Origin of the sequence: Rhizobium sp. BR 362, from assembly GCF_036528765.1 — a bacterium.
GTDB lineage: Bacteria > Pseudomonadota > Alphaproteobacteria > Rhizobiales > Rhizobiaceae > Rhizobium.
In genome coordinates this window covers 360,202-384,039 of record NZ_JARWGH010000005.1, presented here as the reverse complement: position 1 = coordinate 384,039, position 23,838 = coordinate 360,202, and the positions used below count along the sequence as shown (strand labels likewise).

The following is a 23,838-nucleotide window of genomic DNA, read 5'->3' as shown; positions in this document are numbered from 1 at the left end:
ATGACGGAACTTTCCCGGGAACTTCTGATCATCAACAAACGCGGCCTGCATGCCCGCGCTTCCGCCAAATTCGTACAGACCGTCGAAGCCTACGATGCCACCATCACCGTCTCGAGGGACGGAACCACGGTCGGCGGCAACTCGATCATGGGCCTGATGATGCTTGCCGCAAGCCCCGGCTGCAGCGTGCTCGTCACCGCGAGCGGCACCCAGGCCGCCGAGGCACTCGATGCGCTGGATCGCCTGGTCGCCGACAAGTTCGGCGAGGAAATGTAAGCTTCATCCCCTGCGCCCATCGTGCTTCAAGCGCCGGAATGCGGATCGATGCTATAGGGGTGCACGGGATAGCCGGCACCGATGGCATCTCGGACACGGTCGGACCAGGCGGCGACAGCCGGATAGTCGGCCAGAGGAAAGCCGCAATCAGCGGCTCGGTGGCTATAGGCGTAGACGGCTATATCGGCGATCGACAAATCATTTCCGACAAGAAACGAAAGACCGGTTAGGCTGCGTTCCATTGCCGTGAGGGCGCGGACTGCAGCTTCGCGCTTTCCCGAAACTAGCCCCTGATTGCGTTCAATTCGCCCGGTGAGCGTCCAGAAGCGCAGCGAGCCGATGACGGGCTCGATATGGTATTGCTCGAAGAACAGCCATTGCATGACCTTGGCACGCTGATAGCGGTCTGCCGGCAGAAAGGGCGTACCTTCGGCTAGATAGGTGAGGATCGCGTTCGATTCCGCAATGGCACGTCCATCCTCCAGCTCGAGAACGGGAATTGCGCCCACCGGATTGAAATCCAGGAAAGCGTCGGCGCGGCTTTCACCTTCGAAAATCGAGACGAGACGGCCGGTATAGGGGATTTCGAGCAGGCCAAGCAGAACCCTCGCTTTCCAGCCGTTCTGCGATGGCAAATAGTCATGAAGTGTGAGCATGGCGCTTCCCTCGCTGTGAAAAGCCGAGTTTGCCAGCCACCGTGAACCGCGCAATCCGAATCTTGCGCTCCAATCGGATGGATTGGCGGCGCGTCGGCGTTCTCTCATCGAGAGGCGGCTCGAAAATCGATCGATATAAAGATATAAAGACTTCTTTATATCAACATTGATTTTGAGCCTGAAGCCTGCTACAGGGCATCATCCCACACGCTGTCAGCGTGCAATTCTAGTTGCATTCGGCCGAGGCGTTCGCCTGTGGTCCGTTTGCATCGTTCAGGCTGGAGACCTTCATGAGCACTGAAAAGGACTACATCGTCGCGGATATCGGCCTTGCCGACTTCGGCCGCAAGGAAATCACGATCGCCGAAACCGAAATGCCGGGCCTGATGGCCTGCCGCGCCGAGTTCGGCGAAGCACAGCCGCTGAAGGGCGCGCGCATCACCGGCTCGCTGCACATGACGATCCAGACCGCCGTTCTGATCGAGACGCTGGTGGCCCTCGGCGCAGAAGTCCGTTGGGCATCCTGCAACATCTTCTCGACCCAGGACCATGCCGCTGCCGCAATCGCCGCCTCCGGCGTTCCGGTCTTCGCCGTCAAGGGCGAAAGCCTCGAAGACTACTGGACCTACACCGACAAGATCTTCCAGTGGACCGACGGCGGTCTCTCCAACATGATCCTCGACGATGGCGGCGACGCCACGATGTACATCCTGCTCGGCGCCCGCGCCGAAGCCGGTGAGGACGTGCTCTCCAACCCGCATTCCGAAGAAGAAGAAATCCTCTTCGCGCAGATTAAGAAGCGCCTGCAGGCTTCGCCGGGCTGGTTCACCAAGCAGCGCGACGCCATCAAAGGCGTGACCGAAGAGACCACCACGGGCGTCAACCGCCTCTACCAGCTCAGCCAGAAGGGCCTGCTGCCCTTCCCGGCGATCAACGTCAACGACAGCGTCACCAAGTCGAAGTTCGACAACAAGTACGGCTGCAAGGAATCGCTGGTCGACGGCATCCGCCGCGCAACTGACGTGATGATGGCCGGCAAGGTCGCCGTCGTCTGCGGCTACGGCGACGTGGGCAAGGGTTCGGCTGCTTCGCTTTCCGGCGCCGGCGCACGCGTCAAGGTCACGGAAGTCGATCCGATCTGCGCCCTGCAGGCCGCCATGGACGGCTATGAAGTCGTTCAGCTCGAGGACGTCGTTTCGAGCGCCGACATCTTCATCACCACCACCGGCAACAGGGACGTAATCCGCATTGACCATATGCGTGCGATGAAGGACATGGCGATCGTCGGCAACATCGGCCACTTCGACAACGAAATCCAGGTTGCCGCTCTGCGTAACCTCAAGTGGACGAACATCAAACCGCAGGTCGACATGATCGAGTTCGCCAAGGGCAACCGTATCATCCTCCTATCGGAAGGCCGCCTGCTGAACCTCGGCAACGCCACCGGCCATCCGTCCTTCGTCATGTCGGCTTCGTTCACCAACCAGACGCTGGCGCAGATCGAACTCTTCACCAAGCCGGGCCAGTATCAGAACCAGGTCTACGTGCTGCCGAAGCACCTCGACGAGAAGGTTGCTCGCCTGCATCTTAGCAAGCTTGGCGTGAAACTGACGGAGCTTTCCGAAGAGCAGGCTTCGTATATCGGCGTGACGCCACAGGGTCCATTCAAGTCCGACCACTACAGATACTGATCTTACGATCGATATCCACAATATCTTGTGGCCCTGGCATTGACAAATGCCGGGGCTTATTTTTTGGCCGGCTCCCTTCCCGGCGATTCCCTTAGGCAGTATTGTTTTTAGACTTGATTCGTGACGAACCGGGCATGCCCGGAGCCATGAAAATGGGATGTCTTGTCGAGATGCGGCGCAGTAGAGTCGGATGATTTTAGGTCAACACGACCTAAAATCTGAATCCGCTCTACAATCAAATAAGTAGAGCATGATGTCGTCCGAAAACCGCTTACACTTTTCGGCATCATGCTCTGAAGGACGGAGACAGACCGCTTATGTCTGAAGGGAAAGACAGCCTGCCCGAGCCAGCGATACCCCTAGCGGCGATCGCGCGGCGGCGGCAGGGCGGCGCATATATGCTTTTACCGCAAGCGAAGCGGCGGACGGATGCAGGCCTATTGGCCTCATTGACCCGCTTGCTGCGTTTCAGCGTTTTCGGCGGCATCGTCAGCGGCCTGGCGGGTCCCGTTCTGGCGCAGACGAGCGCTGGCACGCCGGCAGCGGTGCGGCTCTTTACCTCCTCCGAAATGATCGTCTTTTCCGTGATCATCGGCGTGATTTCGGCGGCGCTCCTGTCGACCGTGTGGATGGTCCGCCAGCGCGGCAACATGGAAAACGAAAGCCGCGAGATCCGCACGGCACTGTCAGATGCCAACCAGCGAATCTCGCAGTACCAAGCGCTGATCGCCGACAAGAACCGGCGGATCGTCATCTGGGACGGGCAGAACGCGCGGCCGGAGCTGCTTGGTCAGCTTCCGGTCGAGACCGGTGCGCCGCAAGACAATGAATTCCTCGCTTTCGGCCGATGGCTGAAATCCTGGTCGGCCGGCGAGCTGGAAAAGGCGATCGACAAGCTGCGCGGCAGCGGCCAAAGCTTCGATATGGTGGTCGAGACGCACCGCGAGGAGATATTGGAGGCGCAGGGCCGCATTTCCGGCGGCCGCGCCTTCGTCCGCTTCATCGCACTTAACAATCTTCGCGCCGAACTGGCCGAGCTGAAGATCGAGCGCGACCGGCTGATGACCTCGATCTCCGCTTTCCAGAATCTGCTCGATGCCATTGACCTGCCGGTCTGGCGGCGCGATACCGAGGGCAAGCTGACCTGGGTCAACCAAGCCTATGGCGAAGCGGTCGAGGCCGTTTCCCCGGATGAGGCCATCCGCGAAAGCCGAGAATTCCTGACGACCGTCGCGCGTGAGCGCATCCGCGCCTCCACCACGCCGGAATCGCCCTTCCACGACAAGATTTCCACCGTCGTACACGGCAACCGCACCTTCTTCGATGTCATCGATGTCAAATCATCAGACGGTTCGGCGGGCATCGCTATCGACGTGTCGGAAGCGGAAGCGGTTCGCGCCGAGCTGGCGCGCACGTTGAAGAGCCATGCAGAAACGCTCGATCATCTGGCGACACCGGTCGCGATTTTCGACGGCGACCGGCGGCTACAATTCTACAATCAGGCCTTCGTCCAGCTTTGGGAGCTCGACATTGCCTTCCTCGAAAAGAAGCCGGACAATAGCGAGCTGTTGGATCGGCTCCGCGGCGCCAAGAAGCTGCCGGAGCAACTGAACTGGAAGACCTGGAAAGACGGCGTCCTGTCGGTCTACCGTGCGCTCGACACGCAATCGGACCTCTGGCACCTGCCGAACGGTCAGACCCTCAGGGTTTTCGCCACCGCCCATCCCCAAGGCGGCGCCACATGGGTGTTCGAGAACCTGACCGAGCAGGTCGATCTCGAAACGCGCTACAACACGCTGGTCAAGGTGCAGGGCGAGACCATCGACCATCTCTCCGAAGGCGTCGCCGTTTTTGGGCCCGATGGCCGCATCCGCCTCTCTAATCCGGCATTCCGGATCTTGTGGAACATCACCGAGGCCCAGGCCAAGCCGGGCACGCATATCCAGGCGCTGGCCGAGGCTTGCGCGCCTTCCTACGACCGGCCAGACGGCTGGAAGCGGTTTGCGGAGCAGATCACCAGCTTCGACGACGAACGCCCGTCGTCGCAAGGCACGCTGGAACTCTATTCCAACCTCGTCCTCGACTATGCGGTCATTCCGCTGCCGAACGCCCAGACCATGCTGACCTTCGTCAACAAGACCGACAGCGTGCGGGCCGAACGGGCGCTTACCGAAAAGAACGAGGCGCTGCTGAAGGCCGACGAGCTGAAGAACGATTTTGTCCAGCATGTCTCCTACGAGCTGCGCTCGCCTCTGACCAACATCATCGGCTTTACCGATCTTTTGAAGACGCCGGGCATTGGACCGCTGAACGACCGCCAGGCGGAGTATATCGATCATATCTCCACCTCTTCCTCGGTACTGCTGACGCTGGTCAACGACATCCTCGATCTTGCGACCGTCGATGCCGGCATCATGCGGCTGAACTATTCCGAGATCGGACTGGACGACCTGCTCGACGAAGTGTCGATGCAGATCGCCGATCGGCTGCAGGAAAGCGGCGTTACACTGGAAATCACCGTGCCGGCCCATCTCGGCACCGTCGTAGCCGATCAGCAGCGGCTGAAGCAGATATTGCTCAAGCTTCTGACCAACGCCGCCAATTTCGCACCGGAAGGCTCGACAATCGAACTGAAATGCGCGCGTGAAGGCACGGATTTCGTCTTCTCGGTCGCCGATAAAGGTCCGGGCATCCCCGAAGAGATCATGCGCACGGTGTTCAACCGCTTTGCCTCCAGTGGCAAGGGCGGCAAGCGCAGCGGCGCCGGCCTCGGTCTCTCCATCGTCGAAAGCTTCGTCAGCCTGCATGACGGCCAGGTCTCGATCGAAAGCCAGCCGGGCAAGGGAACCACGGTCACCTGCCGGATTCCTTCTGCCGAATTGCCGCACTCCGTCGCAGCAGAATGACAGCAGCGAACACAAGCATTTCCCTTTTCCTGGCAGACGATGCGGCAACCACTCGCCTGGGCGAAGATCTGGCGCTGGCACTGAAGACCGGCGATTGCCTGGCGCTGTCGGGCGATCTCGGTGCCGGCAAATCTTCGCTCGCTCGCGCCCTCCTGCGCGCCATTGCCGACGATGCTGAACTGGACGTGCCAAGCCCGACCTTCACGCTCGTCCAATCCTACGAGCTGCGCATCCCGGTTTCGCATTTCGATCTTTATCGCCTGGGCGATCCCAGCGAACTGGACGAGCTCGGCTTCGACGAGGCGCTGCAGACCGGCGTCTGCCTGGTGGAATGGCCAGAGATGGCCGAAGGCGAACTTCCGAGAGAGCGCATCGATCTCAGGCTCGAGCACGAAGGCGAAGGCCGCCACGCGACGATCACGGCGCCAACCAAGCAATTCGCTCGCATCCAGCGCGTTCTGGCGATCCGCGCGTTCCTCGATGCTCACGGTTATAGCGGCGCCGGGCGCCGTTTCTTGACGGGCGACGCTTCGCTGCGCGCCTATGAATCCATTCATCCGCATGGCGGCGGCAAGCGTGTGATCCTGATGGATTGGCCGCGCCTGCCCGAAGGGCCGCCCGTGCTCGACGGAAAGCCTTATCCGAAGGTCGCGCATCTTGCCTGGGACGCCTATCCCTTCGTGGCCATCGCCAATGTCCTGCGCCAAAACGGCTTTGCGGCGCCGGAAATCTTTGCGGCCGACTACGATCAAGGCATTCTTCTGATCGAAGATCTCGGCACCGATGGTGTGCTCGACGAAGAAGGCAAGCCGATTGCAGAGCGCTATCGGGCAAGTGTTGCCTGCCTGGCGCATCTGCATAGCCTCGATATCCCGCAGGATATTCCGGTCACGGCGGATCATGTCCATCATATTCCGGATTTCGACCGGACAGCCATGGCGATGGAAGCGCGGTTGCTCCTCGACTGGCATCTGCCCTGGAAACGTGGCACCCCGGCAAGCGACGAGGAACGGGCCGACTATCTGGCGATCTGGAATGGCCTGATCGACGAGCTGGACGATACGGAAAAGAACCTTCTGCTGCGCGATTTCCATTCGCCGAACATCATCTGGCGGGCCAAGGAAAAAGGTATTCAGCGAATCGGCCTCATCGATTTTCAGGACGCGATGATCGGGCCCACAGCCTACGACCTCGCCTCCATCGTTCAGGACGCGCGAGTCACCATTGAACGCGGTCTGCAGGACGAATTGATAGCGAACTATCTATCGCTCCGACGCGCACAGGCCGGTTTCGACGAAACAAAGTTCCTGAAAAGCTGGGCGATCATGTCGGCGCAGCGCAATTGTAAGCTCGCCGGCCTTTGGGTGCGGCTGCTGCAGCGCGACAGCAAGCCCAGCTATATGAAGCATATGCCGCGCACCCTTGCCTATCTCGCCATCGCTTTCGAACACGAAACGCTCGCTCCCTTGCGTGAATGGTGTGCAAGAACTGGAATAGGCGGCGTTTAGCTGCCCTAGAGCGGCGACGGTTTTCCTTCGATATGCTAAAGAAAGAAAGCCGAGCGAATCACAAATTCGAGACGAGATGACCATCAAGCAAGCCATGGTATTGGCCGCGGGTCTCGGAACCCGCATGCGACCGATCACCGACACCATCCCGAAACCGCTGGTAAAGATCGCCGGCAAGCCGATGATCGATTATGCGCTGGACGCGCTGGCCGAAGCCGGCATCGAGCAGGCGGTGGTCAATGTCCACCATCACGCCGATCAGATGGAGGCGCATCTCCGGAACTATCGCAAGCTCGAAATCCTGATTTCGGATGAGCGGGACGCGCTGATGAACAATGGCGGCGGGCTCGTCAAAGGGCTTACGCTGTTGAATCGCGATCCGGTCTTCATCATGAATGCCGACTTGTTCTGGATCGGCGAGAGGCCTGGCCAACCGACCAATCTCGATCGGTTAGCCGGATTCTACGACGAGCAGCGCATGGACATGGCCATGCTGTGTGTCGAGCTGGAAAGAACCACGGGCCACAACGGCAAGAACGACTTCAGCATGGCCGACGACGGCCGCCTCACGCGCTATCGCGACGCGCAATACAACGGCGTCGTCTATGCCGGTGCCTTCGTCATGAATCCGTCGCTTCTTGATGATGCGCCGAACGATGCCTTCAACATCAATATCTATTTCGACAAGGGAATTGCCAAAGGCCGGCTTTACGGCACGATGATGGAAGGCCATTGGCTGACCGTCGGCACGCCGGAGGCGATCGGCGAGGCGGAGGAAACGATCCGGACCTTCCGGGCGTTTGCGTGACGGATGACGGGCGAGCACCGGCAACGCATTCTGACGATCCCGGCGGGCCTGCCTTTTCTGAAGACTCTTGCCAGCGCGCTTTGCGACGGCCGGCTGACCGAGCACTTTCGCCACGATCCCGCCGACCCGCTATCGCTTGCCAAGGTCACCATCTTCTTGCCGACAAGGCGCGCGGCGCGCGTTTTGCGTTCGGAATTCGTCGATCTGCTGGGCGGTCGCTCCGCCATCCTGCCGGTGATCCGACCGCTCGGCGAGACGGACGATGATAGCGGCTATTTTGAAGAGGCCCTGCCCGCCACCGCCGATCTGGCACAGCCGCTTGCCAATACCGCGCGGCTCTTAGAACTGGCACGGCTGATCCTTGCCTGGCGCAACAGGCTGCCGCAGATCGTCCGCGACATTCATTCGGACTCGCCGCTCGTCGCTCCGGCAAGCCCGGCAGATGCCATCTGGCTGGCGCGCAATCTTGCCGAACTCATCGATTCCATCGAAACCGAGGACCGCGACTGGGCCGAACTTGCCAATCTCAGTGCCGAAGACCATGCGCTCTGGTGGCAATTGACTGCCGAATTCCTGCAGATCGCCAGCGCCTTCTGGCCGGCGCGGCTGGAAGAACTCGGCAAGTCCTCGCCCGCCCGGAACCGTAACGCCATTCTGCGCGCCGAAGCCAAACGGCTTGCCACGATGCAGCATACGGGGCCGATCATCATCGCCGGCTCGACCGGCTCCGTGCCTGCGACGGCCGAATTGATTGCCGCCGTCGCCTCCTTGCCGCAGGGCGTCATCGTGCTGCCGGGGCTTGATCTCAGCATGCCAGAAGAAGACTGGCGGCTCGTCGCGCCGGAGACGGGCACGAGCGGAAGGGTCGATCCGACAACGCGGAGCCATCCGCAATATGGCCTATCGCTGCTGCTGAAGCGGTTGCGCATCGAACGGCGCGATGTGGAAATAATCGCCGAAGCGCCGGAGAGCATGCAAATGCGTGCCGAGGTTCTGTCGCGCGCTCTGGCGCCGGCGAAAGCGACCAGCGGTTGGGGTGAGTGGCAAAAGACGCTCGCGCCGGACGCCATTGCGCGGGCCTTCGCCGAGGTCGCACTGATCGAGGCTGCGAACGAGCGCGAGGAGGCGACGGCGATCGCCATTGCCTTGCGGCTCGCGCTGGAGAAGCCGGGACGCAACGGCGGCGACAGCCAGGCAGCGCTGATCACACCGGACCGCAACCTCGCGCGTCGCGTGACGGCGGAGCTCGCCCGCTTCGGCATCACCGCCGACGATTCGGCCGGCACGCCGCTTTCCGCCACGCTGCAAGGAACGCTGCTGCAATTGCTGCTGGAAGCGACGCTTCGCCCCGGCGATCCCGTTGCCATCGTTTCGCTCATCAAGCATCCCCTCGCCCGTTTCGGCCTTGGCCCGGATGCATTGCAGCTTGGCGTCGATGCGCTGGAAATCCTCGCCTTGAGAGGCGGCATCGCCGAGGTCGATATCGGGACGCTGGAATCCGTGCTCGACCGGCAGCTTACCGAACAGGCAATGGACCGCCATCCGCCGCAGTGGCGCAAATCACTGGCACCTGAGGCCGTGGAGCATGCGCGCGCGCTGGCCCGCAAGATCACCAATGCATGCGAGCCGCTGGCTTCCGCGCTTTCGGCATCACCCGAGGGGCTTCCCACGCTTTTCGAATGGGCCGACCGGACGGGCCGCGCCCTTGAAGCCGTTGCCGCGGACGAGCGCGGCAATCTGGCCGGGCTCTGGTCCGGTGAGGCGGGCGATACGCTGGCAAGCCTCCTGAAGGAGGTCATGGACACCGACGGCCAACTCGAAGCGGATGGGACGCAGTGGATCGATATCATGGCTGCGCTCTCCGCCGGGCAGGCGGTCAAGCCTCGGGCGCTGAGCCACCCCCGCCTGTTTATCTTCGGCACGCTGGAAGCGCGCCTGCAAAGCGTCGATACGCTGATCCTCGGCGGGCTCAACGAAGGCTCCTGGCCGGGCCAGACCGCCAACAATCCCTTCATCTCCCGTACGATGAAGACCGAGATCGGCCTGGAACCGCCGGAGCGTCGCATCGGCCAACTCGCCCACGATTTCGAAATGGCGAACGGCACGCGCGACCTCATTTATTCGCGCGCCCTGCGGCAGGGTTCGACCCCGACGGTGGCGTCGCGCTGGCTGCAGCGGCTGATGGCGCTGGGCGGCAAGGCATTTGCGGCGGAATTAAAGTCGCGCGGCGATCAATACCGCCATTGGGCCGGGATGATCGATGAGGGCCAAAGCCAGGCTCCGGCAGTGAGGCCCTCGCCGAAACCGCCGGCTGAGCTGCAGCCGAAAAGCTATTCCTTCAGCGAGGTCGGCCGTCTTCGCCGTGATCCCTATGCGATCTATGCCCGACGCGTTCTGCGGCTCGACCCGATCGCTCCCTTCAACCGCGACCCGGGTCCGGCGGAGCGCGGCACGCTCTATCACAAGATCATCGATCGCTTCATCCGCGAGGGTCATGCCGCGGGGACGCCGGATGCATGGCTAGCTATGGATCGCATTATCGCCGAGCTTTTCGACGCCGAACAACTGCCCGTCCATATTGACAGCGTCTGGCGGCCACGTTTCCGCGAAGTGGCGCGGGCTTTCCTCGCCTGGGAGGCAGAACGACGGCCGGAGATCCGCACGACGGCAACGGAAGTGCCGGCGGGCGTCGAGATCGAGCCGATCGGAATCCGCCTGACCGGGGTTGCCGACCGCATCGATTTCAAAGGCAGCAGAGCCGCGGATATCATCGACTACAAGACCGGCTATAATCCGTCGCCGGCACAGGCCCGCGCGCTGCTCGATCCGCAACTGGCACTGGAAGCCTATGCACTCAAGGCCGGCGCTTTCCGCAATGTCGGTCCACTCGTTCCGGAAAACCTGCTCTACGTCCGGCTGAGACCCGGCGATCGCTTCAAGGTGGATCAGGTCAACAACGAGCTTTTCGGCCGCAGCGGCAAGACGGAAACAAAGTCGGCTATGGATCTGGCCGAGGAGTCGATGGACCAGTTCGTCAAATTCGTCGCGCTGCTCCAATCCGGCGAAAAGGGCTTTTCATCACGGCTGATCCCTGCCCAGCAATTCGAATATGGCGGCGACTACGACCACCTCGCCCGCGTCTCCGAATGGGCAACGGCAGAGACCGAGCAGGAGGGAGGCGGCGATGAGTGAGCTTTCCAACGGTGAGCTGGCGGCCCTGCCCGATAGCGACGATCCCGGCGTCTGGATCGGCTGGACGACGGTGCAGCAATCCATCGCTTCCGATCCGGAGCGATCCGCCTGGGTCTCGGCCAATGCCGGTTCCGGCAAGACGCATGTGCTGACGCAGCGCGTCATCCGCCTGCTGCTTGCCGGGGCGCGGCCGTCGGCCATTCTCTGCCTCACCTATACCAAGGCCGCCGCCTCTGAAATGTCGAACCGCGTTTTCGACCGGCTGGCCGCCTGGGCAACCCTGCCGGACGAGGAGCTGAAGGCGCGGATCGCCGAGATCGAAGGCGCGGAGCCGGGTGTTTTGAAGCTTGCCGAGGCACGCCGCCTCTTTGCCAAGGCGTTGGAAACGCCGGGTGGGCTGAAGATCCAGACGATCCACGCCTTCTGCGAAGCGCTGCTGCATCAATTTCCGCTTGAGGCCAATGTCGCCGGCCATTTCTCGGTTCTGGATGACCGCGCCGCTGCGACCCTGTTGGATGATGCCCGCCGGTCGCTGCTGACGGCAACGCCGCAATATCCGAATGCCGAACTTGCCGAGGCCTTCGCCTATGTGCTCGATCTCGGCGATGAGTCGGGATTGGAGACATTGCTTGGCGAGATCGTCGCCAACCGCAATGCCATCCGGCGCTTTACGGCGGAAGCCGAACGAAAGGGCGGCGTCGAGGCTACACTACTTGCCCGCCTCGGCCTTTCTCCCGGCGATACGGAAGCCGGGATCGCAGAGCAATATTGGCCGCTGCCTGGTCTTTCGGACTCGACACTGGAGCTTTATCTCACCCTTGCCGACCTGAAGGGCGGGGCGAAGGCGCTGGACATCGCCTACGGGCTGCGCCTTGCCAAACGCGAAGCGAACCCGATCGCCCGCGCGGAGATGCTCGAAAAGGTCATGCTGACCGGCAAGGGCGAACCGAAGTCGGACAGCCAGTTTTTCGTCAAGGCGATTCTGGCCGATGCTCCCGCGCTCGCCGATGCCGTCGCCGCTGCCCGGGCGCATGTCGTCGCCTGCCGCGACCGGCTGAAGCTGATGCGGATGTATCGCGCAACCCGCGCGGCGCTCACGCTCGCCGACCGGCTGAACCGTGACTACGAGGAATTGAAGAAGCGTCGCAGTCAGCTCGATTTCGAAGACCTGATCACCCGCACCGCCGATCTTCTGACCAAGAAGGATGTCGGCCCCTGGATCCATTACAAGCTGGATCAGGGCATCGATCATATCCTGGTCGACGAGGCGCAGGATACCAGCCCTATCCAATGGAGCGTCATCCAATCGCTGGCGGAGGATTTCTTCTCCGGCGAGAGCGCCCGGCCGACCCTCAGGACCATCTTCGCGGTCGGCGACGAAAAGCAGTCGATCTATTCCTTCCAGGGCGCGCGACCTGAGCGTTTTTCCGAGGAAAGCGACCGAACGCGGCGGCGCGTGGACAACAGCGGCCAGCAGTTTTCATCGATCCGCCTGCCGCTCTCCTTCCGTTCGACCGCCGATGTGCTGGCGGCCGTCGACCATGTCTTCACGGCGCCCGAGAATGCCCGTGGTCTCAGCGCCGCCGACGAGCCCGTCGTACATCGCTCCAGCCGCATCGGTCATCCCGGCGCCGTCGATCTCTGGGACATGATTGCACCGGAGCCGCTGGCGAAGGAAGAGGACTGGACGGCACCCTTCGATTCGACTCCGGAGAGCGCACCGGCGGCCATCCTGGCGCGGCGCATGGCGCAGACGATCGGCAACATCATTGGCCGCGAGACGATCATCGACAAAGGAAAGGCGCGCTTCATCGAGGCCGGCGATATTCTGGTGCTGGTGCGCAAGCGCGACAGCTTCGTGAACGCGCTGACCCGGGCATTGAAGCGGCGCAACAATATCCCTGTCGCCGGCGCCGATCGTCTGGTGCTGACCAGCCATATCGCCATCCAGGATCTATTGGCACTTGGCCGTTTTCTGTTGCTGCCGGAAGACGATCTTTCGCTGGCGGCGCTTTTGAAAAGCCCCTTGTTCGATCTTAGCGAAGACGATGTTTTCGCGGTGGCGGCCTACCGGGGGGAAGATGAAAGCGTCTGGAACCACCTGCGGAAATTCGCCGATGACGGCAATGAGCGCTTCCGCCATGTTGTCAATCGGCTGAAAACCTTCCTAGCACTGTCTAAAAGCCTGTCCGTTCATGATTTCTACGCGCGCGTTCTCGGCAGCTTCGGCGGCCGGCGGCAGTTTCTGGCGCGGCTCGGAACCGAGGTCAGCGACATCCTCGACGAATTCCTGACCTTCACGCTGGACCACGAAACCTCCGGCCTGCCGGGCCTGCAATCCTTCATCTCGACGCTGGAGCTGGAAGCGCCGACTGTGAAGCGTGAACAGGACAAGGGCCGCAACGAGGTGCGGATCATGACGGTACATGCCTCCAAGGGCCTGGAGGCGCCGATCGTTTTCCTCGTCGATGGCGGCGGCAAAGCCTTTACCCATACGCACCTGCCCAAGCTGCGGCTGATCGAGACCGGCAAAGGCGAAATTCCGCTGCCAGTCTGGGTGCCGGTCAGCGCGCTCGCCAATTCGCTGACGCAGGCCGATGCGACGCGGCTGCAATCCCTGGCGGAAGAGGAATATCGTCGTCTGCTCTATGTCGGCATGACACGCGCCGCCGACCGGCTTATCGTCTGCGGCTATCGCGGCATCCGCGAAAACGCCGATACATGGCATGCTATGATTTCGAGGACGCTGCGCCAGGATGGCGAACGCTGCACCCCGGTCACTTTCTCCGGACCGGATGGCGAATGGCAGGGCCTGAGCTGGCGCGTCACCCAGGTGGAACGCAGGTTCGAGCATATGGAACAGGTGGAAGCGGCCGTAGACCGAGGCGCACTGCCGGTGGGCCTCAGCCGACCGCTGCCACCACAGCGAAACCTGCCGCGGCCGCTCAGCCCCTCCGGTGCCGGCACCATCATCGACGACGAGGCCGACAATCTGCTTGTCGCCTCGCCGCTCTTCACCGAGAAGACCAAATCGGATCGCTCGCTGGAAAAGGGCCGTTTCATCCACCGCATGCTGCAGACACTGCCGGAGATCGCGGTGGCGGATCGCGCCGATGCGGCGCGCCGCTATGCCGAGCGAGCCGCACGCTTCTGGCCGCAGGCCGAACGCGAAGCGCTGATCGGCTCGGTGCTGGCGCTGCTGTCGCACCCAGAGCTGCAGGGTGTTTTCAGCGCTCATGCCCAGGCCGAAGTCTCGATCATGGGCACGCTGACGCTCGGCGATCAGACCTACGCAGTCTCCGGCCGCATCGACCGGCTGACCGTGTTCGACGACCGCGTGGTCGTCCTCGACTACAAAACGAATCGCGTGCCGCCGCGTGCCGCGGAGGAGATTCCTTACGCCCACCGCGCACAGCTTGCCATCTATCGCGAGATCCTGTCGCCGCTCTATCCCGGCAAACGCATTGATTGCGTGCTCGTCTATACCGAGAACGCCTCGATCCAAACGCTCTCCGAAGAAGCGCTCGCATTGGCGCTTGCGGAGCTCAAGACAAAGTGAAATACCACATATTGAAATCTGGCACCGCACCATCACATATCTAGCAACCGCAAATCCTGTTAAGGAGCAGCCTATGGCTACCGTTAAAGTCGATACCTCCAACTTTGCTGCCGAAGTTCTGCAATCCGCAGAGCCTGTCGTCGTTGATTTCTGGGCTGAATGGTGCGGTCCGTGCAAGATGATAGCCCCGGCTCTTGAAGAACTCGCCGTACAGTTCGAAGGCAAGGTGAAGGTCGCCAAGCTCAACATCGATGAAAACCCGGAACTGGCTGCCCAGTTCGGCGTTCGCTCGATCCCGACGCTTGCCATGTTCAAGGCCGGCGAAGTTGCCGACATCAAGGTTGGCGCCGCCCCCAAGACCGCCCTGCAGAGCTGGATTTCCAGCGCCGCTTAATCGGTATCGACTTAAGAGAATGAAAAAGCCCGCTTCGTGCGGGCTTTTTGTTGGTCGGAGAACACAGGCCATCCTCGCCCTTCGACGCTTCGCACCTCAGGGCGAGATGAGCCCGTAGCGCGGCTGGGCGCAAAGGCCAGCCCTCATGCTGAGGAGGCCCGCAGGGCCGTCTCGAAGCACGAGGGCGGGTGGTTGACCACCCCACCGGATTTACTTCGGCGGCGTGCCGTTATCGGCTAGGACGTCGCCGACCAGATAAAGCGAGCCGCCGATCAGAATGCGCGGCGCCGGCAAATCAGGCACTGCGAGGTCTCTGATCGCGTCCAGCGCCTGACCGACGGTGGACATCGGCTCGGCCACCAAGCCGGCATCGTAGGCAGCGCCCGCCAGAACCACCGGATCGATCATCGAGTCGCTGCCGCGGATCGGTACGCAATAGACCTTTTCCGCGAGCCCGGCGAACGCCTTGAAATAGCCGACAGGATCCTTGGTATTGATCATGCCGGTGATGAGGAACAGCGGCCGCGGCTGACGCTCCTCGAAGTTGGCCATGGCTTCAGCAATCACCTCGCCGGCGCCGGGATTGTGGCCGCCATCGACCCAGATTTCCGCGCCTTCCGGCGCGTGCGGCAACAAATCGCCCTCCGTCAGCCGCTGCAGGCGACCAGCCCATTCGACGGACGTCATCGCCTTTTCCATCATCGCCTCCGTCACGACAAAGCCTGCGGCCTTGACGGCGCGGATGGCGGCGGCGGCATTGGCATATTGATGCCGGCCCGGCAGGCGCGGCAGCGGCAGGTCGGCGAGGCCGAACTCGTCCTGATAAACCAGCCGGCCATATTCCTCATGGGCGGAAAAATCCTGGCCGAAAACCGCGGTCGGGCAGCGCAGCCGCTCGGCCGTCGATATCAGCACATCCAGGGCTGCATCATATTCCTGATGACCAATGACGACAGGACGACCCGGTTTCATGATCCCCGCCTTCTCGGCCGCGATCAGTTCGACGCGGTCGCCGAGATAGGGCTGATGATCGAGCGAGATCGGCATGATCACCGAGGCGGCCGGATCGGAAATGACGTTGGTGGCGTCGAAACGGCCACCGAGGCCAACTTCGATAATCGCGACATCGGCTGGATGCTCGGCAAACAGCATGAAAGTAGCGGCAGTCAGGATCTCGAATACCGTGATCTTCTGGCCATCATTGGCGTCGGCAATCCGCCGGAGCACATCGGCGAAGACCGCATCGTCGACGAGCTTGCCGCGGCCGCCCTTGACGCCGATGCGATAACGCTCATGCCAATTGACGAGATGCGGCGAGGTATGAACATGCACGCTGAGGCCGCCAGCTTCGAGAAGCGCACGGCAGAAGGCCGTCACTGAGCCCTTGCCGTTGGTGCCGGCGACATGGATCACCGGCGGCAGCTTTTTGTGCGGATTGCCGAGGAGATCGAGCAGCCGGGTGATTCTGTCCAGCGAAAGATCGAAGCCTTTGGGATGCAGTCCCATCAGCTTTTCGATTTCCCGTGCCGCCTCGCTCATTGCGGATTGATCCATAGCCGTCATCCCGCACCTCCGCCTTTCGGCCTTCCGTTTTAGGTCAGGCTCTCGCCACCATCGGCAGCGCCGCGCCATTCAGGTCCTTCGCAGACACGTCATTCGCCGGCTTCTTGGTCAGTATCCTCAGCAGCGTCGCCAAGGTGTCGGGAATATCATGGCGCTTGACGACCATGTCGACCATACCGTGTTCGAGCAGATATTCCGAGGTCTGGAAGCCTTCCGGCAGCTTTTCGCGGATCGTCTGCTCGATGACACGCTTGCCGGCAAAGCAGATTTCCGCACCCGGTTCCGCAAGATGGACATCGCCGAGCATGGCGTAGGAAGCGGTGACGCCGCCCGTCGTCGGATTGGTCAGCACGACGATATAGGGCTGGCCAGCCTCCTTCAGCATGTCAACGGCAACCGTCGTGCGCGGCAACTGCATCAGAGACAGAATGCCCTCCTGCATGCGCGCACCGCCCGAGGCGGGGAACATCACCAGCGGGCACTTTTCGGCAATGGCGCGTTCGAACGCCTTGACTATCGCCTCGCCGGCGGCAATGCCGAGCGAACCGCCCATAAAATTGAACTCATGCACGACAGCGACGAGCTTCAGGCCCTGAACCCTGCCGACGCCGGCGAGGATCGTGTCTTCCTGCTCGGTCTTGACGCGGCTGTCCTTCAGGCGGTCGGTATATTTCTTCGAATCGCGGAACTTCAGCGGGTCCTGTGCGACCCTCGGTTGCGGCAACGATTCGTATTCACCATTGTCGAAGAGATCGGCAAGGCGAGCCTTGGCCGGCATCTTCATATGAAAACCGGAAGCGGGAATGACCCACTTGTTGTCTTCCAGATCCTTGTGGAAGACCATCTCGCCGGTCTCCGGGCACTTGATCCAGAGATTTTCCGGCACTTCGCGGCGGCCCAGCATGGAATTGATCCGCGGGCGGACGTAATTCGTGATCCAGTTCAATTCGAAAACTCCTGATCGACTGAATATACCGATATCGTGGTCGACACCTAGAGCGGTTCAACGCTTCTCGGAATCGCTGAACCGCTCTAGTTTGTTGTTTTTACGCAATCCTGAACGGAAAACCGCTACGCAGTTTTCCTGGAATTGCTCTGATGCGCATAGGCCGCTTCTTCAACCGACTCCGATTGAAGCTTCCGCCTATGTGGGAAAACTATTCGGCAGCAACAAGGCGCGCCGAACGCGTCCCCGTCGACAGGCCGCGCACCAGGGTTGTGACGGCCTGAATGGTATCGGCGGTCGCCTTGCCGTCCTTGGTGAGGCTGGTGGCGATCTGGTTGACGATGGCTGTACCGACGACCACGCCATCGGCGGAAGCGCCGATCAGCTTGGCGTGCTCGGCCGTCTTGACGCCGAAGCCGACGCAGACGGGCAGGTCGGTGTGCTGCTTGATGCGCTTAACGGCGCCGGAGACGAGCGACGGGTCCGGCAGAGCCGAGCCTGTAATGCCGTTCATTGAGACATAATAGACGAAGCCGGAGGTGTTGTTCAGCACGGTTGGCAGGCGCTTGTCGTCGGTGGTGGGCGTTGCGAGACGAATGAAATTGATGCCCTTACGGATGGCCGGGATGCAGAGCTCGTCATCCATTTCCGGTGGCAGATCGACGACGATCAGGCCGTCGATGCCAGCGGCCAGCGCGTCATCGAGGAATTTGTCGACGCCGTAGATATAGATCGGGTTGTAGTAACCCATCATCACGATCGGTGTATCGGCATCCGTCTTGCGGAAATCGGTGGCGAGCTGCAGCGTCTTCTTCAGCGTCTGGCCCGCCTTTAAAGCGCGCTGGCCGGCGAGCTGGATCGCCGGGCCGTCGGCCATGGGGTCGGAGAAGGGCATGCCGAGTTCGATGACGTCGGCCCCGGCTTCCGGCAGCGCCTTCATGATGCCGAGCGAGGTCTCGTAATCGGGATCGCCACCCATAAAATAGGTGACGAGTGCCGGGCGGCCTTCGGCCTTCAGAGCGGCAAAGCGTTTGTCCATACGTGCGGTCATGGCGTCTAACTCACATTCCCAGAATCTTGCCGACAGTGAAGATGTCCTTGTCGCCGCGGCCTGACAGGTTCATCAGAATGATCTCGTCCTTACCCATCTTCGGGGCGCGCTTGATGACTTCGGCGAGCGCGTGGCTCGGCTCCAGCGCCGGAATGATGCCTTCGAGGCGCGTCAGGGTCTGGAAGGCTTCCAGCGCCTCGTGGTCCATGATCGGCACATATTCGACGCGGCCGATATCGTTCAGCCAGGAATGTTCAGGGCCGATGCCGGGATAGTCGAGGCCGGCCGAAATCGAATGGCCCTCCTTGATCTGGCCGTCGCCATCCTGCAGCAGGTAAGTGCGGTTGCCATGCAGCACGCCGGGCGAACCGGCAGTGATGGAGGCGCAATGCTCGTCGCCCTGCAGGCCCTTGCCGCCAGCTTCGACGCCGACGATCTTGACGTCCTCGTCATCGAGGAAGGGATGGAAGATGCCGATCGCGTTCGAACCGCCGCCGACGGCAGCAACGACGAGATCCGGAAGGCGACCCTCGGCCTCCAGAATCTGTTGCTTGGCTTCAGTGCCGATCACCGCCTGGAAATCGCGGACCATTTCCGGATAGGGATGCGGGCCGGCGGCCGTACCGATCAGGTAATAGGTGTCGTCAACGTTAGTGACCCAATCGCGAAGGGCCTCGTTCATGGCATCCTTCAGCGTGCCGCTGCCGGCGGTGACCGGAACCACCTCGGCGCCGAGCAGCTTCATGCGGAAAACGTTCGGCGCCTGGCGCTCGACGTCGGTCGCGCCCATGTAGACGACGCAGGGGAAACCGAAGCGCGCGGCAACGGTTGCAGACGCAACACCATGCTGGCCCGCGCCGGTTTCAGCGATGATGCGGGTCTTGCCCATGCGCTTGGCAAGCAGGATCTGGCCGATACAATTGTTGATCTTGTGCGAGCCTGTGTGGTTCAGCTCTTCGCGCTTGAAATAGATCTTGGCGCCGCCAAGTTCGGCCGTCAGGCGTTCGGCAAAATAGAGCGGGCTCGGGCGGCCGATATAGTGAGTGCCGAGCTGCTTGAGCTCCGCCTGGAAGGCAGGATCGTTCTTCGCCTTGTTCCATTCCTCCTGCAGATCCAGGATCAGCGGCATCAGCGTTTCGGCGACGAAACGGCCGCCGTAAATGCCGAAACGGCCGTCCTCATCGGGGCCGGCGCGGAAGGAATTAAGCTTTGGCGTCTGGTTCACTCTCTACTCCCTGCTGCCGGTTCCGGCAGGCATGCTTCTGCAAAAGCGTCGAAAAACTGATCGATTTTATTCAGATCCTTCACGCCCGGCGCACTTTCGAGGGCGGAGGAAAGATCGATGCCTGTGGCTTTGGTGGAGGCAAGCGCCTCAGCGACATTGTCCTTGTTGACGCCGCCCGACAGCATGTAATCCACGCGATCGTCAAGCCAGCTCATCAGGCTCCAATCGAAGGACACGCCGTTTCCGCCCGGCAGCTCCGAACCGGCGGGCGGCTTGGCATCGAAGAGAAAACGGTCGGCAATGCCGATATAGGATTCCACACGCTTCAGATCGTCGGCGGTGCGCACCGCCATGGCCTTCATGACGGGCACATTATAGACCGCTTTGATGGTCAGCACACGCTCAGGGCTTTCACTGCCGTGAAGCTGCAGTATATCCGGGCGCACCAGCGAGACGATCTCATCCAAATCATCATTGCTGGGATTAACCGTGACGGCGACGATCTTTGCCTTGCCGCGAGCGCGCTCCGCCAACTGGCCGGCCAAATCCGGCTCGATATAACGAGGGCTCTTTTCAAAGAAGATGAAGCCGATATGGGTGGCGCCGCGCTCAAGCGCGCGATCCACGGCTTCTGGCGTCTTCAGGCCACAAATTTTGATATCCGGGTTCATGGCAGCGGAGTGACATGAAATTGCAAAAGAGTCGAGCCTAAAGGCGACGATCGGGGAATTTTGCGCTGCTCGGCGGCAGCCGGCGGGGGAGACTTTTGGCTTGAGCGCACATGACGGTCTTCCCGAAAACACCGGCTCACCTTTTATTTTACCGCGATGACGACTTTGCCTTTGGCACGACCGGTCTCCACGTAGGCCAAGGCCTCGTTGGTGTCCTCGAACGGAAAGACCCGATCAATGATCGGTCGTATGGCTCCCGTCTCAATCAAGGAGGTGATTTGCTCGAGCTGGTTGCCGTTGGCGGTCATAAAGAGGAACGAATAGCTGACGCCATGACGGTTTGATTTCCTCCGGATACTGGCGCTCAGCAGACGCATGACCTGCTGAAGCAACCAGCCGTAACCATTCTTCCTAGCAAACTCCGGATCCGGCGGACCGGAGATCGAGATGAGCTTCCCACCCGGCTTCAGAACGCGAAGCGATTTCTCCAGCGTGTCCTTGCCAAGGCTGTTCAGCACGACGTCATAGCCCTGCAGGACCTTCTCGAAATCATCCTTCTTGTAGTCGATGACGACATCGGCTCCGAGACTTTTGACGAGAGCAACATTAGCCGTGCTCGTGGTCGTCGCCACATGCGCCCCAATATGCTTGGCGAGCTGAATGGCAATCGTACCAACGCCACCCGAGCCGGCATGAATAAGAACCTTCTGCCCCCTCTTCAGGTCAGCTTGCTCGACAAGGGCCTGCCAAGCCGTCAGGGAAACCAACGGCACTGATGCCGCTTCTTCCATTGTCGTGTTCTTCGGCTTCATCGCGATGTCGGCCTCGCTTATCGCAATAAGCTCCGCGAACGTGCCTATGCGATTCTGGCTCGGACGTGCGTAGACCTCATCGCCTGGCTTGAAGCGCCGGACCTTGGATCCGACCTCGATCACCACGCCCGCGACATCGTTGCCCAGGATTAACGGAAGGCGATACGGCAGGATGAGCCTGAACTCTCCATCCCTAATCTTCGCGTCCAGAAGGTTCACACTGGCTGCGTGAACCTGCAACATCACATCATTCTCCCGCAGCTCCGGGGCCGGACTTTCACCGAGCCGCAGAGCGCCGCCTTTTGCATAGCGATCGATCAGAAATGCTTTCATAAAACCAACTTTCGCGTCTACGATAATAACAGCCTGATGTCCGGGGGCACCATCAGGCGACGGAGGCTATCAGTCTGGAAGCCTGCTGAACTTGCGAAGGTTCTTGTCGACGAACGACTCCGGCAGGAAGCGGCGTATGAAGCGGACCTGTGCTGCCGCCTTTCCTGCGGTATAGCGTCTCTTTGGCGATGCGGCGTTGGCGGCTTTGACCACCATGTCGGCGACCACCTCCGGTGCATCGCCCGTTCCAACGACGTCGCGCATCAGTTTCTCTGCATTGGCGCGCGCCGGGTCGTATAGTGGTAGCGGGTGATCCGGTCGCGTCAGGTTCTCTTCGAAGGATGTGCGAGTGACACCGGGCTCCACAAGCACGACGCGGATCCCTTGCGTGCGGACCTCGTGGTCAAGGGATTCGGAATAGCCCTCGATGGCGTGCTTGGTCGATGCGTAGAGCGCGTTGTAGGGAGCGGGGATCAGCCCGAGGATGGAGCTCATATTGATGATCCTGCCCTTCCGCTGACGTCTCATCACCGGAAGTATCGCATTGGTCATGCGCAGGACGCCGAACAGGTTCACATCGAACAGAGCTTTCCCCTGCGCAACCGAGGATTCCTCTGCCGCGCCAAGCAGTCGATACCGGCATTGTTGACGAGAAGATCGATCCGTCCGACGCGAGCCAATATCTCATCGACCGTCCTTTGCACCGACTCATCGTCAGTAACGTCACAGACCAGCATCGCAATGCCGTCCGGCGTATCCGGCGCAGGCTTGCGGCTGGTTCCAAACACTTGGTATCCCGTCCGTCGCAACGCTTGCGCGGTCACCAACCCGATACCTGAGGAGGCGCCCGTGACCAGGGCGACGCCACGTTCTGTCTTGCTCATCGATTTCTGCCTTCATTTTATCATGGAACATCGATGAACATTCAGTTACTATCAAATTAATAGTAAGTCACTATCAAAAAGATATCGACATGAAGAATCTTTCGAACCAGCCATGTCTGATCGCCCGCAGCCTTGCATTGGTGGGCGACGCGTGGACCATGCTGATCATGCGCGATGCCCATGCGGGCCTCACTCGCTTTGACGAGTTCCGTAAGAGCTTGGGTATCGCGCCGACAATGCTGACCAATCGCCTGTCCGCCCTTACGGAAGACGGACTGCTGGAGAAGAGGCGCTATTCGGAACGACCACCGCGCGACGAGTACGTGCTGACTGCCGCAGGCCAGGACTTTCTGCCGGTTCTGTTTGCGATCGGTGCGTGGGGACGCAAGCATCGCGCCGGCGGTGATGTTACTCGGTTCTTTGACGCTGAGATCGGTACCGAAATCGATCCCATCACCATCGACCGCGCGACCGGCGCGCCAATCGGAACACGTCCAATCCGCGTTGCCTTGCCTGAATGAAGCTCAGCGCGGGAGACAACGCCGTCGACTGCGGAAGTTCAAGCGCCATCCGTCAGTTCAAGCGATCTGCTCAATCAAAATCGATCGCATGAAGCTGACTGCCATGGCGCTTCAGCCAGGCCTTGGCCTCGTCCATGTCGGGGCAGAGCTTGCGGCAGAGCGCCCAGAAGCGCGGACCGTGGTTCATTTCGCGCAAGTGGGCGACCTCATGGGCGGCGAGATAGTCGATGACGAGCGGCGGCGCCATGACGATGCGCCAGGAAAAGCTTAGATTTCCCCCCGAGGAGCAAGAGCCCCAGCGGCTGCGGGTATCCTTCATGCTGATGGAGGAGACCGTCGCGCGGATCGCTTTTGCATGCACCGCCACCAGCTTTTCCAGATCGGCACGGGCCTCCTTCTTGAGGAAGGTCGCGATGCGCCGGCCGGCATGTTCCGGCAGGCCACTAACGCGCAGAACCGCCGCGCCGTCGGTGATGACGGCCTCGGTCAGGCCGCGCAGGCTGCCGGTGTGCTCGATGCGATGGCGGATGCCGCGCAGCAGGATTTCGCTGCCGCTCTGAAGATTTGCCTGGGTGGAGAATTTCGCAAGCTTGGTCAGCAGCCAGCCTTGATGCCGGTCGAGGAAGGCGTTGACCTCGCGGGCGGCGAGGCCGCGCGGAATGGTCATCTTCAGCGCCCGTCCGCCGGGCTCGATCCGAAGCGTGATCCGTGTCGCCCGTTCATGCTGACGGATCGTCAGAGGCATCAGGCGTCCGGCCACGTCCAAGGTGCGCGTTTCCGGCGCGGGCGGCTTGGGAACAGGTCGGCGGGATCTGGACGGAAGCGGAAACATGAAAAGCAGT

The 23,838-nt window shown here is 61.2% G+C and carries 17 protein-coding genes and 1 pseudogene; 9 read left to right on the top strand and 9 right to left on the bottom strand.

Going from position 1 to position 23,838, the window contains the following annotated elements:
• Entirely contained in the window at positions 1-276 is a 276-nt protein-coding gene (locus QDY28_RS10370) for an HPr family phosphocarrier protein (RefSeq protein ID WP_104821464.1), read from the top strand.
• A 26-nt stretch (positions 277-302) separates the two neighbouring features.
• On the opposite strand, the gene QDY28_RS10365 is transcribed toward QDY28_RS10370, so the two are convergent.
• Positions 303-932 (bottom strand): glutathione S-transferase family protein, encoded by a 630-nt coding sequence (locus tag QDY28_RS10365; RefSeq protein ID WP_331381589.1) that lies wholly within the window; start codon positions 930-932, stop codon positions 303-305.
• 290 nt (positions 933-1,222) lie between these two features.
• Here QDY28_RS10365 and ahcY point away from each other — a divergent pair, with 290 nt between their 5' ends.
• The 7 genes from ahcY (at position 1,223) to trxA (ending at position 14,990) form a co-directional block, all read left to right on the top strand.
• Positions 1,223-2,623: an adenosylhomocysteinase gene (gene ahcY, locus QDY28_RS10360; RefSeq protein WP_331381588.1), complete on the top strand. Its 1,401-nt coding sequence runs from the start codon at positions 1,223-1,225 to the stop codon at positions 2,621-2,623.
• A gap of 317 nt (positions 2,624-2,940) precedes the next feature.
• Positions 2,941-5,529, top strand: coding sequence for a sensor histidine kinase (locus QDY28_RS10355; protein ID WP_331381587.1), 2,589 nt, complete (start codon positions 2,941-2,943; stop codon positions 5,527-5,529).
• On the top strand, positions 5,526-7,037 hold the full coding sequence (gene tsaE, locus QDY28_RS10350) for a tRNA (adenosine(37)-N6)-threonylcarbamoyltransferase complex ATPase subunit type 1 TsaE (RefSeq protein WP_331381586.1): 1,512 nt from the start codon (positions 5,526-5,528) through the stop codon (positions 7,035-7,037). Before QDY28_RS10355 ends, tsaE begins: the two co-directional genes overlap by 4 nt.
• 76 nt (positions 7,038-7,113) lie before the next feature.
• On the top strand, positions 7,114-7,845 hold the full coding sequence (locus tag QDY28_RS10345; RefSeq protein WP_331381585.1) for a nucleotidyltransferase family protein: 732 nt from the start codon (positions 7,114-7,116) through the stop codon (positions 7,843-7,845).
• A 3-nt stretch (positions 7,846-7,848) separates the two neighbouring features.
• Entirely contained in the window at positions 7,849-11,037 is a 3,189-nt protein-coding gene (addB, locus tag QDY28_RS10340; protein ID WP_331381584.1) for a double-strand break repair protein AddB, read from the top strand.
• Complete coding sequence (gene addA / locus QDY28_RS10335) at positions 11,030-14,596, top strand: double-strand break repair helicase AddA (RefSeq protein WP_331381583.1); 3,567 nt, start codon at positions 11,030-11,032, stop codon at positions 14,594-14,596. Before addB ends, addA begins: the two co-directional genes overlap by 8 nt.
• Before the next feature lie 73 nt (positions 14,597-14,669).
• Positions 14,670-14,990 (top strand): thioredoxin, encoded by a 321-nt coding sequence (trxA, locus tag QDY28_RS10330; protein ID WP_028753820.1) that lies wholly within the window; start codon positions 14,670-14,672, stop codon positions 14,988-14,990.
• Positions 14,991-15,200: 210 nt separating this feature from the next.
• Here trxA and QDY28_RS10325 read toward each other — a convergent pair whose 3' ends face one another.
• From QDY28_RS10325 to QDY28_RS10295, 7 genes and pseudogenes are all read right to left on the bottom strand, one after another.
• Positions 15,201-16,529 carry a bifunctional folylpolyglutamate synthase/dihydrofolate synthase gene (locus QDY28_RS10325; RefSeq protein WP_331381622.1) on the bottom strand — a complete coding sequence of 443 codons (1,329 nt, stop codon included), beginning with the start codon at positions 16,527-16,529 and terminating at the stop codon, positions 15,201-15,203.
• Between the two features lie 58 nt (positions 16,530-16,587).
• Positions 16,588-17,499, bottom strand: a complete 912-nt coding sequence (gene accD, locus QDY28_RS10320; RefSeq protein ID WP_331381582.1) for an acetyl-CoA carboxylase, carboxyltransferase subunit beta — start codon at positions 17,497-17,499, stop codon at positions 16,588-16,590.
• 211 nt (positions 17,500-17,710) lie between these two features.
• Entirely contained in the window at positions 17,711-18,550 is an 840-nt protein-coding gene (gene trpA, locus QDY28_RS10315; protein WP_331381581.1) for a tryptophan synthase subunit alpha, read from the bottom strand.
• A 10-nt stretch (positions 18,551-18,560) separates the two neighbouring features.
• Positions 18,561-19,775: a tryptophan synthase subunit beta gene (trpB, locus tag QDY28_RS10310; RefSeq protein ID WP_331381580.1), complete on the bottom strand. Its 1,215-nt coding sequence runs from the start codon at positions 19,773-19,775 to the stop codon at positions 18,561-18,563.
• A complete protein-coding gene (locus tag QDY28_RS10305; RefSeq protein WP_331381579.1) occupies positions 19,772-20,446 on the bottom strand; it encodes a phosphoribosylanthranilate isomerase in 675 nt (224 codons plus the stop codon). Before QDY28_RS10305 ends, trpB begins: the two co-directional genes overlap by 4 nt.
• A gap of 143 nt (positions 20,447-20,589) precedes the next feature.
• Positions 20,590-21,591 carry an NADP-dependent oxidoreductase gene (locus QDY28_RS10300; RefSeq protein ID WP_331381578.1) on the bottom strand — a complete coding sequence of 334 codons (1,002 nt, stop codon included), beginning with the start codon at positions 21,589-21,591 and terminating at the stop codon, positions 20,590-20,592.
• Between the two features lie 69 nt (positions 21,592-21,660).
• Positions 21,661-22,475, bottom strand: a pseudogene (locus tag QDY28_RS10295) (oxidoreductase).
• A gap of 89 nt (positions 22,476-22,564) precedes the next feature.
• On the opposite strand from QDY28_RS10295, the gene QDY28_RS10290 reads away from it, so the two are divergent.
• Complete coding sequence (locus tag QDY28_RS10290; RefSeq protein ID WP_331381577.1) at positions 22,565-22,996, top strand: winged helix-turn-helix transcriptional regulator; 432 nt, start codon at positions 22,565-22,567, stop codon at positions 22,994-22,996.
• Positions 22,997-23,066: 70 nt separating this feature from the next.
• Here the strand turns inward: QDY28_RS10290 and QDY28_RS10285 are convergent, their stop codons facing one another.
• Positions 23,067-23,828 (bottom strand): M48 family metallopeptidase, encoded by a 762-nt coding sequence (locus QDY28_RS10285; RefSeq protein WP_331381576.1) that lies wholly within the window; start codon positions 23,826-23,828, stop codon positions 23,067-23,069.
• Positions 23,829-23,838 lie beyond the last annotated feature (10 nt).

What these genes read in the sequence shown, in the direction of transcription:
- QDY28_RS10370 (WP_104821464.1), top strand. Translation starts at nt 1, where the DNA reads ATGACGGAACTTTCCCGGGAACTTCTGATCATCAACAAACGCGGCCTG.
- QDY28_RS10365 (WP_331381589.1), bottom strand. Translation starts at nt 932, where the DNA reads ATGCTCACACTTCATGACTATTTGCCATCGCAGAACGGCTGGAAAGCG.
- ahcY (WP_331381588.1), top strand. Translation starts at nt 1,223, where the DNA reads ATGAGCACTGAAAAGGACTACATCGTCGCGGATATCGGCCTTGCCGAC.
- QDY28_RS10355 (WP_331381587.1), top strand. Translation starts at nt 2,941, where the DNA reads ATGTCTGAAGGGAAAGACAGCCTGCCCGAGCCAGCGATACCCCTAGCG.
- tsaE (WP_331381586.1), top strand. Translation starts at nt 5,526, where the DNA reads ATGACAGCAGCGAACACAAGCATTTCCCTTTTCCTGGCAGACGATGCG.
- QDY28_RS10345 (WP_331381585.1), top strand. Translation starts at nt 7,114, where the DNA reads ATGACCATCAAGCAAGCCATGGTATTGGCCGCGGGTCTCGGAACCCGC.
- addB (WP_331381584.1), top strand. Translation starts at nt 7,849, where the DNA reads ATGACGGGCGAGCACCGGCAACGCATTCTGACGATCCCGGCGGGCCTG.
- addA (WP_331381583.1), top strand. Translation starts at nt 11,030, where the DNA reads ATGAGTGAGCTTTCCAACGGTGAGCTGGCGGCCCTGCCCGATAGCGAC.
- trxA (WP_028753820.1), top strand. Translation starts at nt 14,670, where the DNA reads ATGGCTACCGTTAAAGTCGATACCTCCAACTTTGCTGCCGAAGTTCTG.
- QDY28_RS10325 (WP_331381622.1), bottom strand. Translation starts at nt 16,529, where the DNA reads ATGAGCGAGGCGGCACGGGAAATCGAAAAGCTGATGGGACTGCATCCC.
- trpA (WP_331381581.1), bottom strand. Translation starts at nt 18,550, where the DNA reads ATGACCGCACGTATGGACAAACGCTTTGCCGCTCTGAAGGCCGAAGGC.
- QDY28_RS10305 (WP_331381579.1), bottom strand. Translation starts at nt 20,446, where the DNA reads ATGAACCCGGATATCAAAATTTGTGGCCTGAAGACGCCAGAAGCCGTG.
- QDY28_RS10300 (WP_331381578.1), bottom strand. Translation starts at nt 21,591, where the DNA reads ATGAAAGCATTTCTGATCGATCGCTATGCAAAAGGCGGCGCTCTGCGG.
- QDY28_RS10290 (WP_331381577.1), top strand. Translation starts at nt 22,565, where the DNA reads ATGAAGAATCTTTCGAACCAGCCATGTCTGATCGCCCGCAGCCTTGCA.
- QDY28_RS10285 (WP_331381576.1), bottom strand. Translation starts at nt 23,828, where the DNA reads ATGTTTCCGCTTCCGTCCAGATCCCGCCGACCTGTTCCCAAGCCGCCC.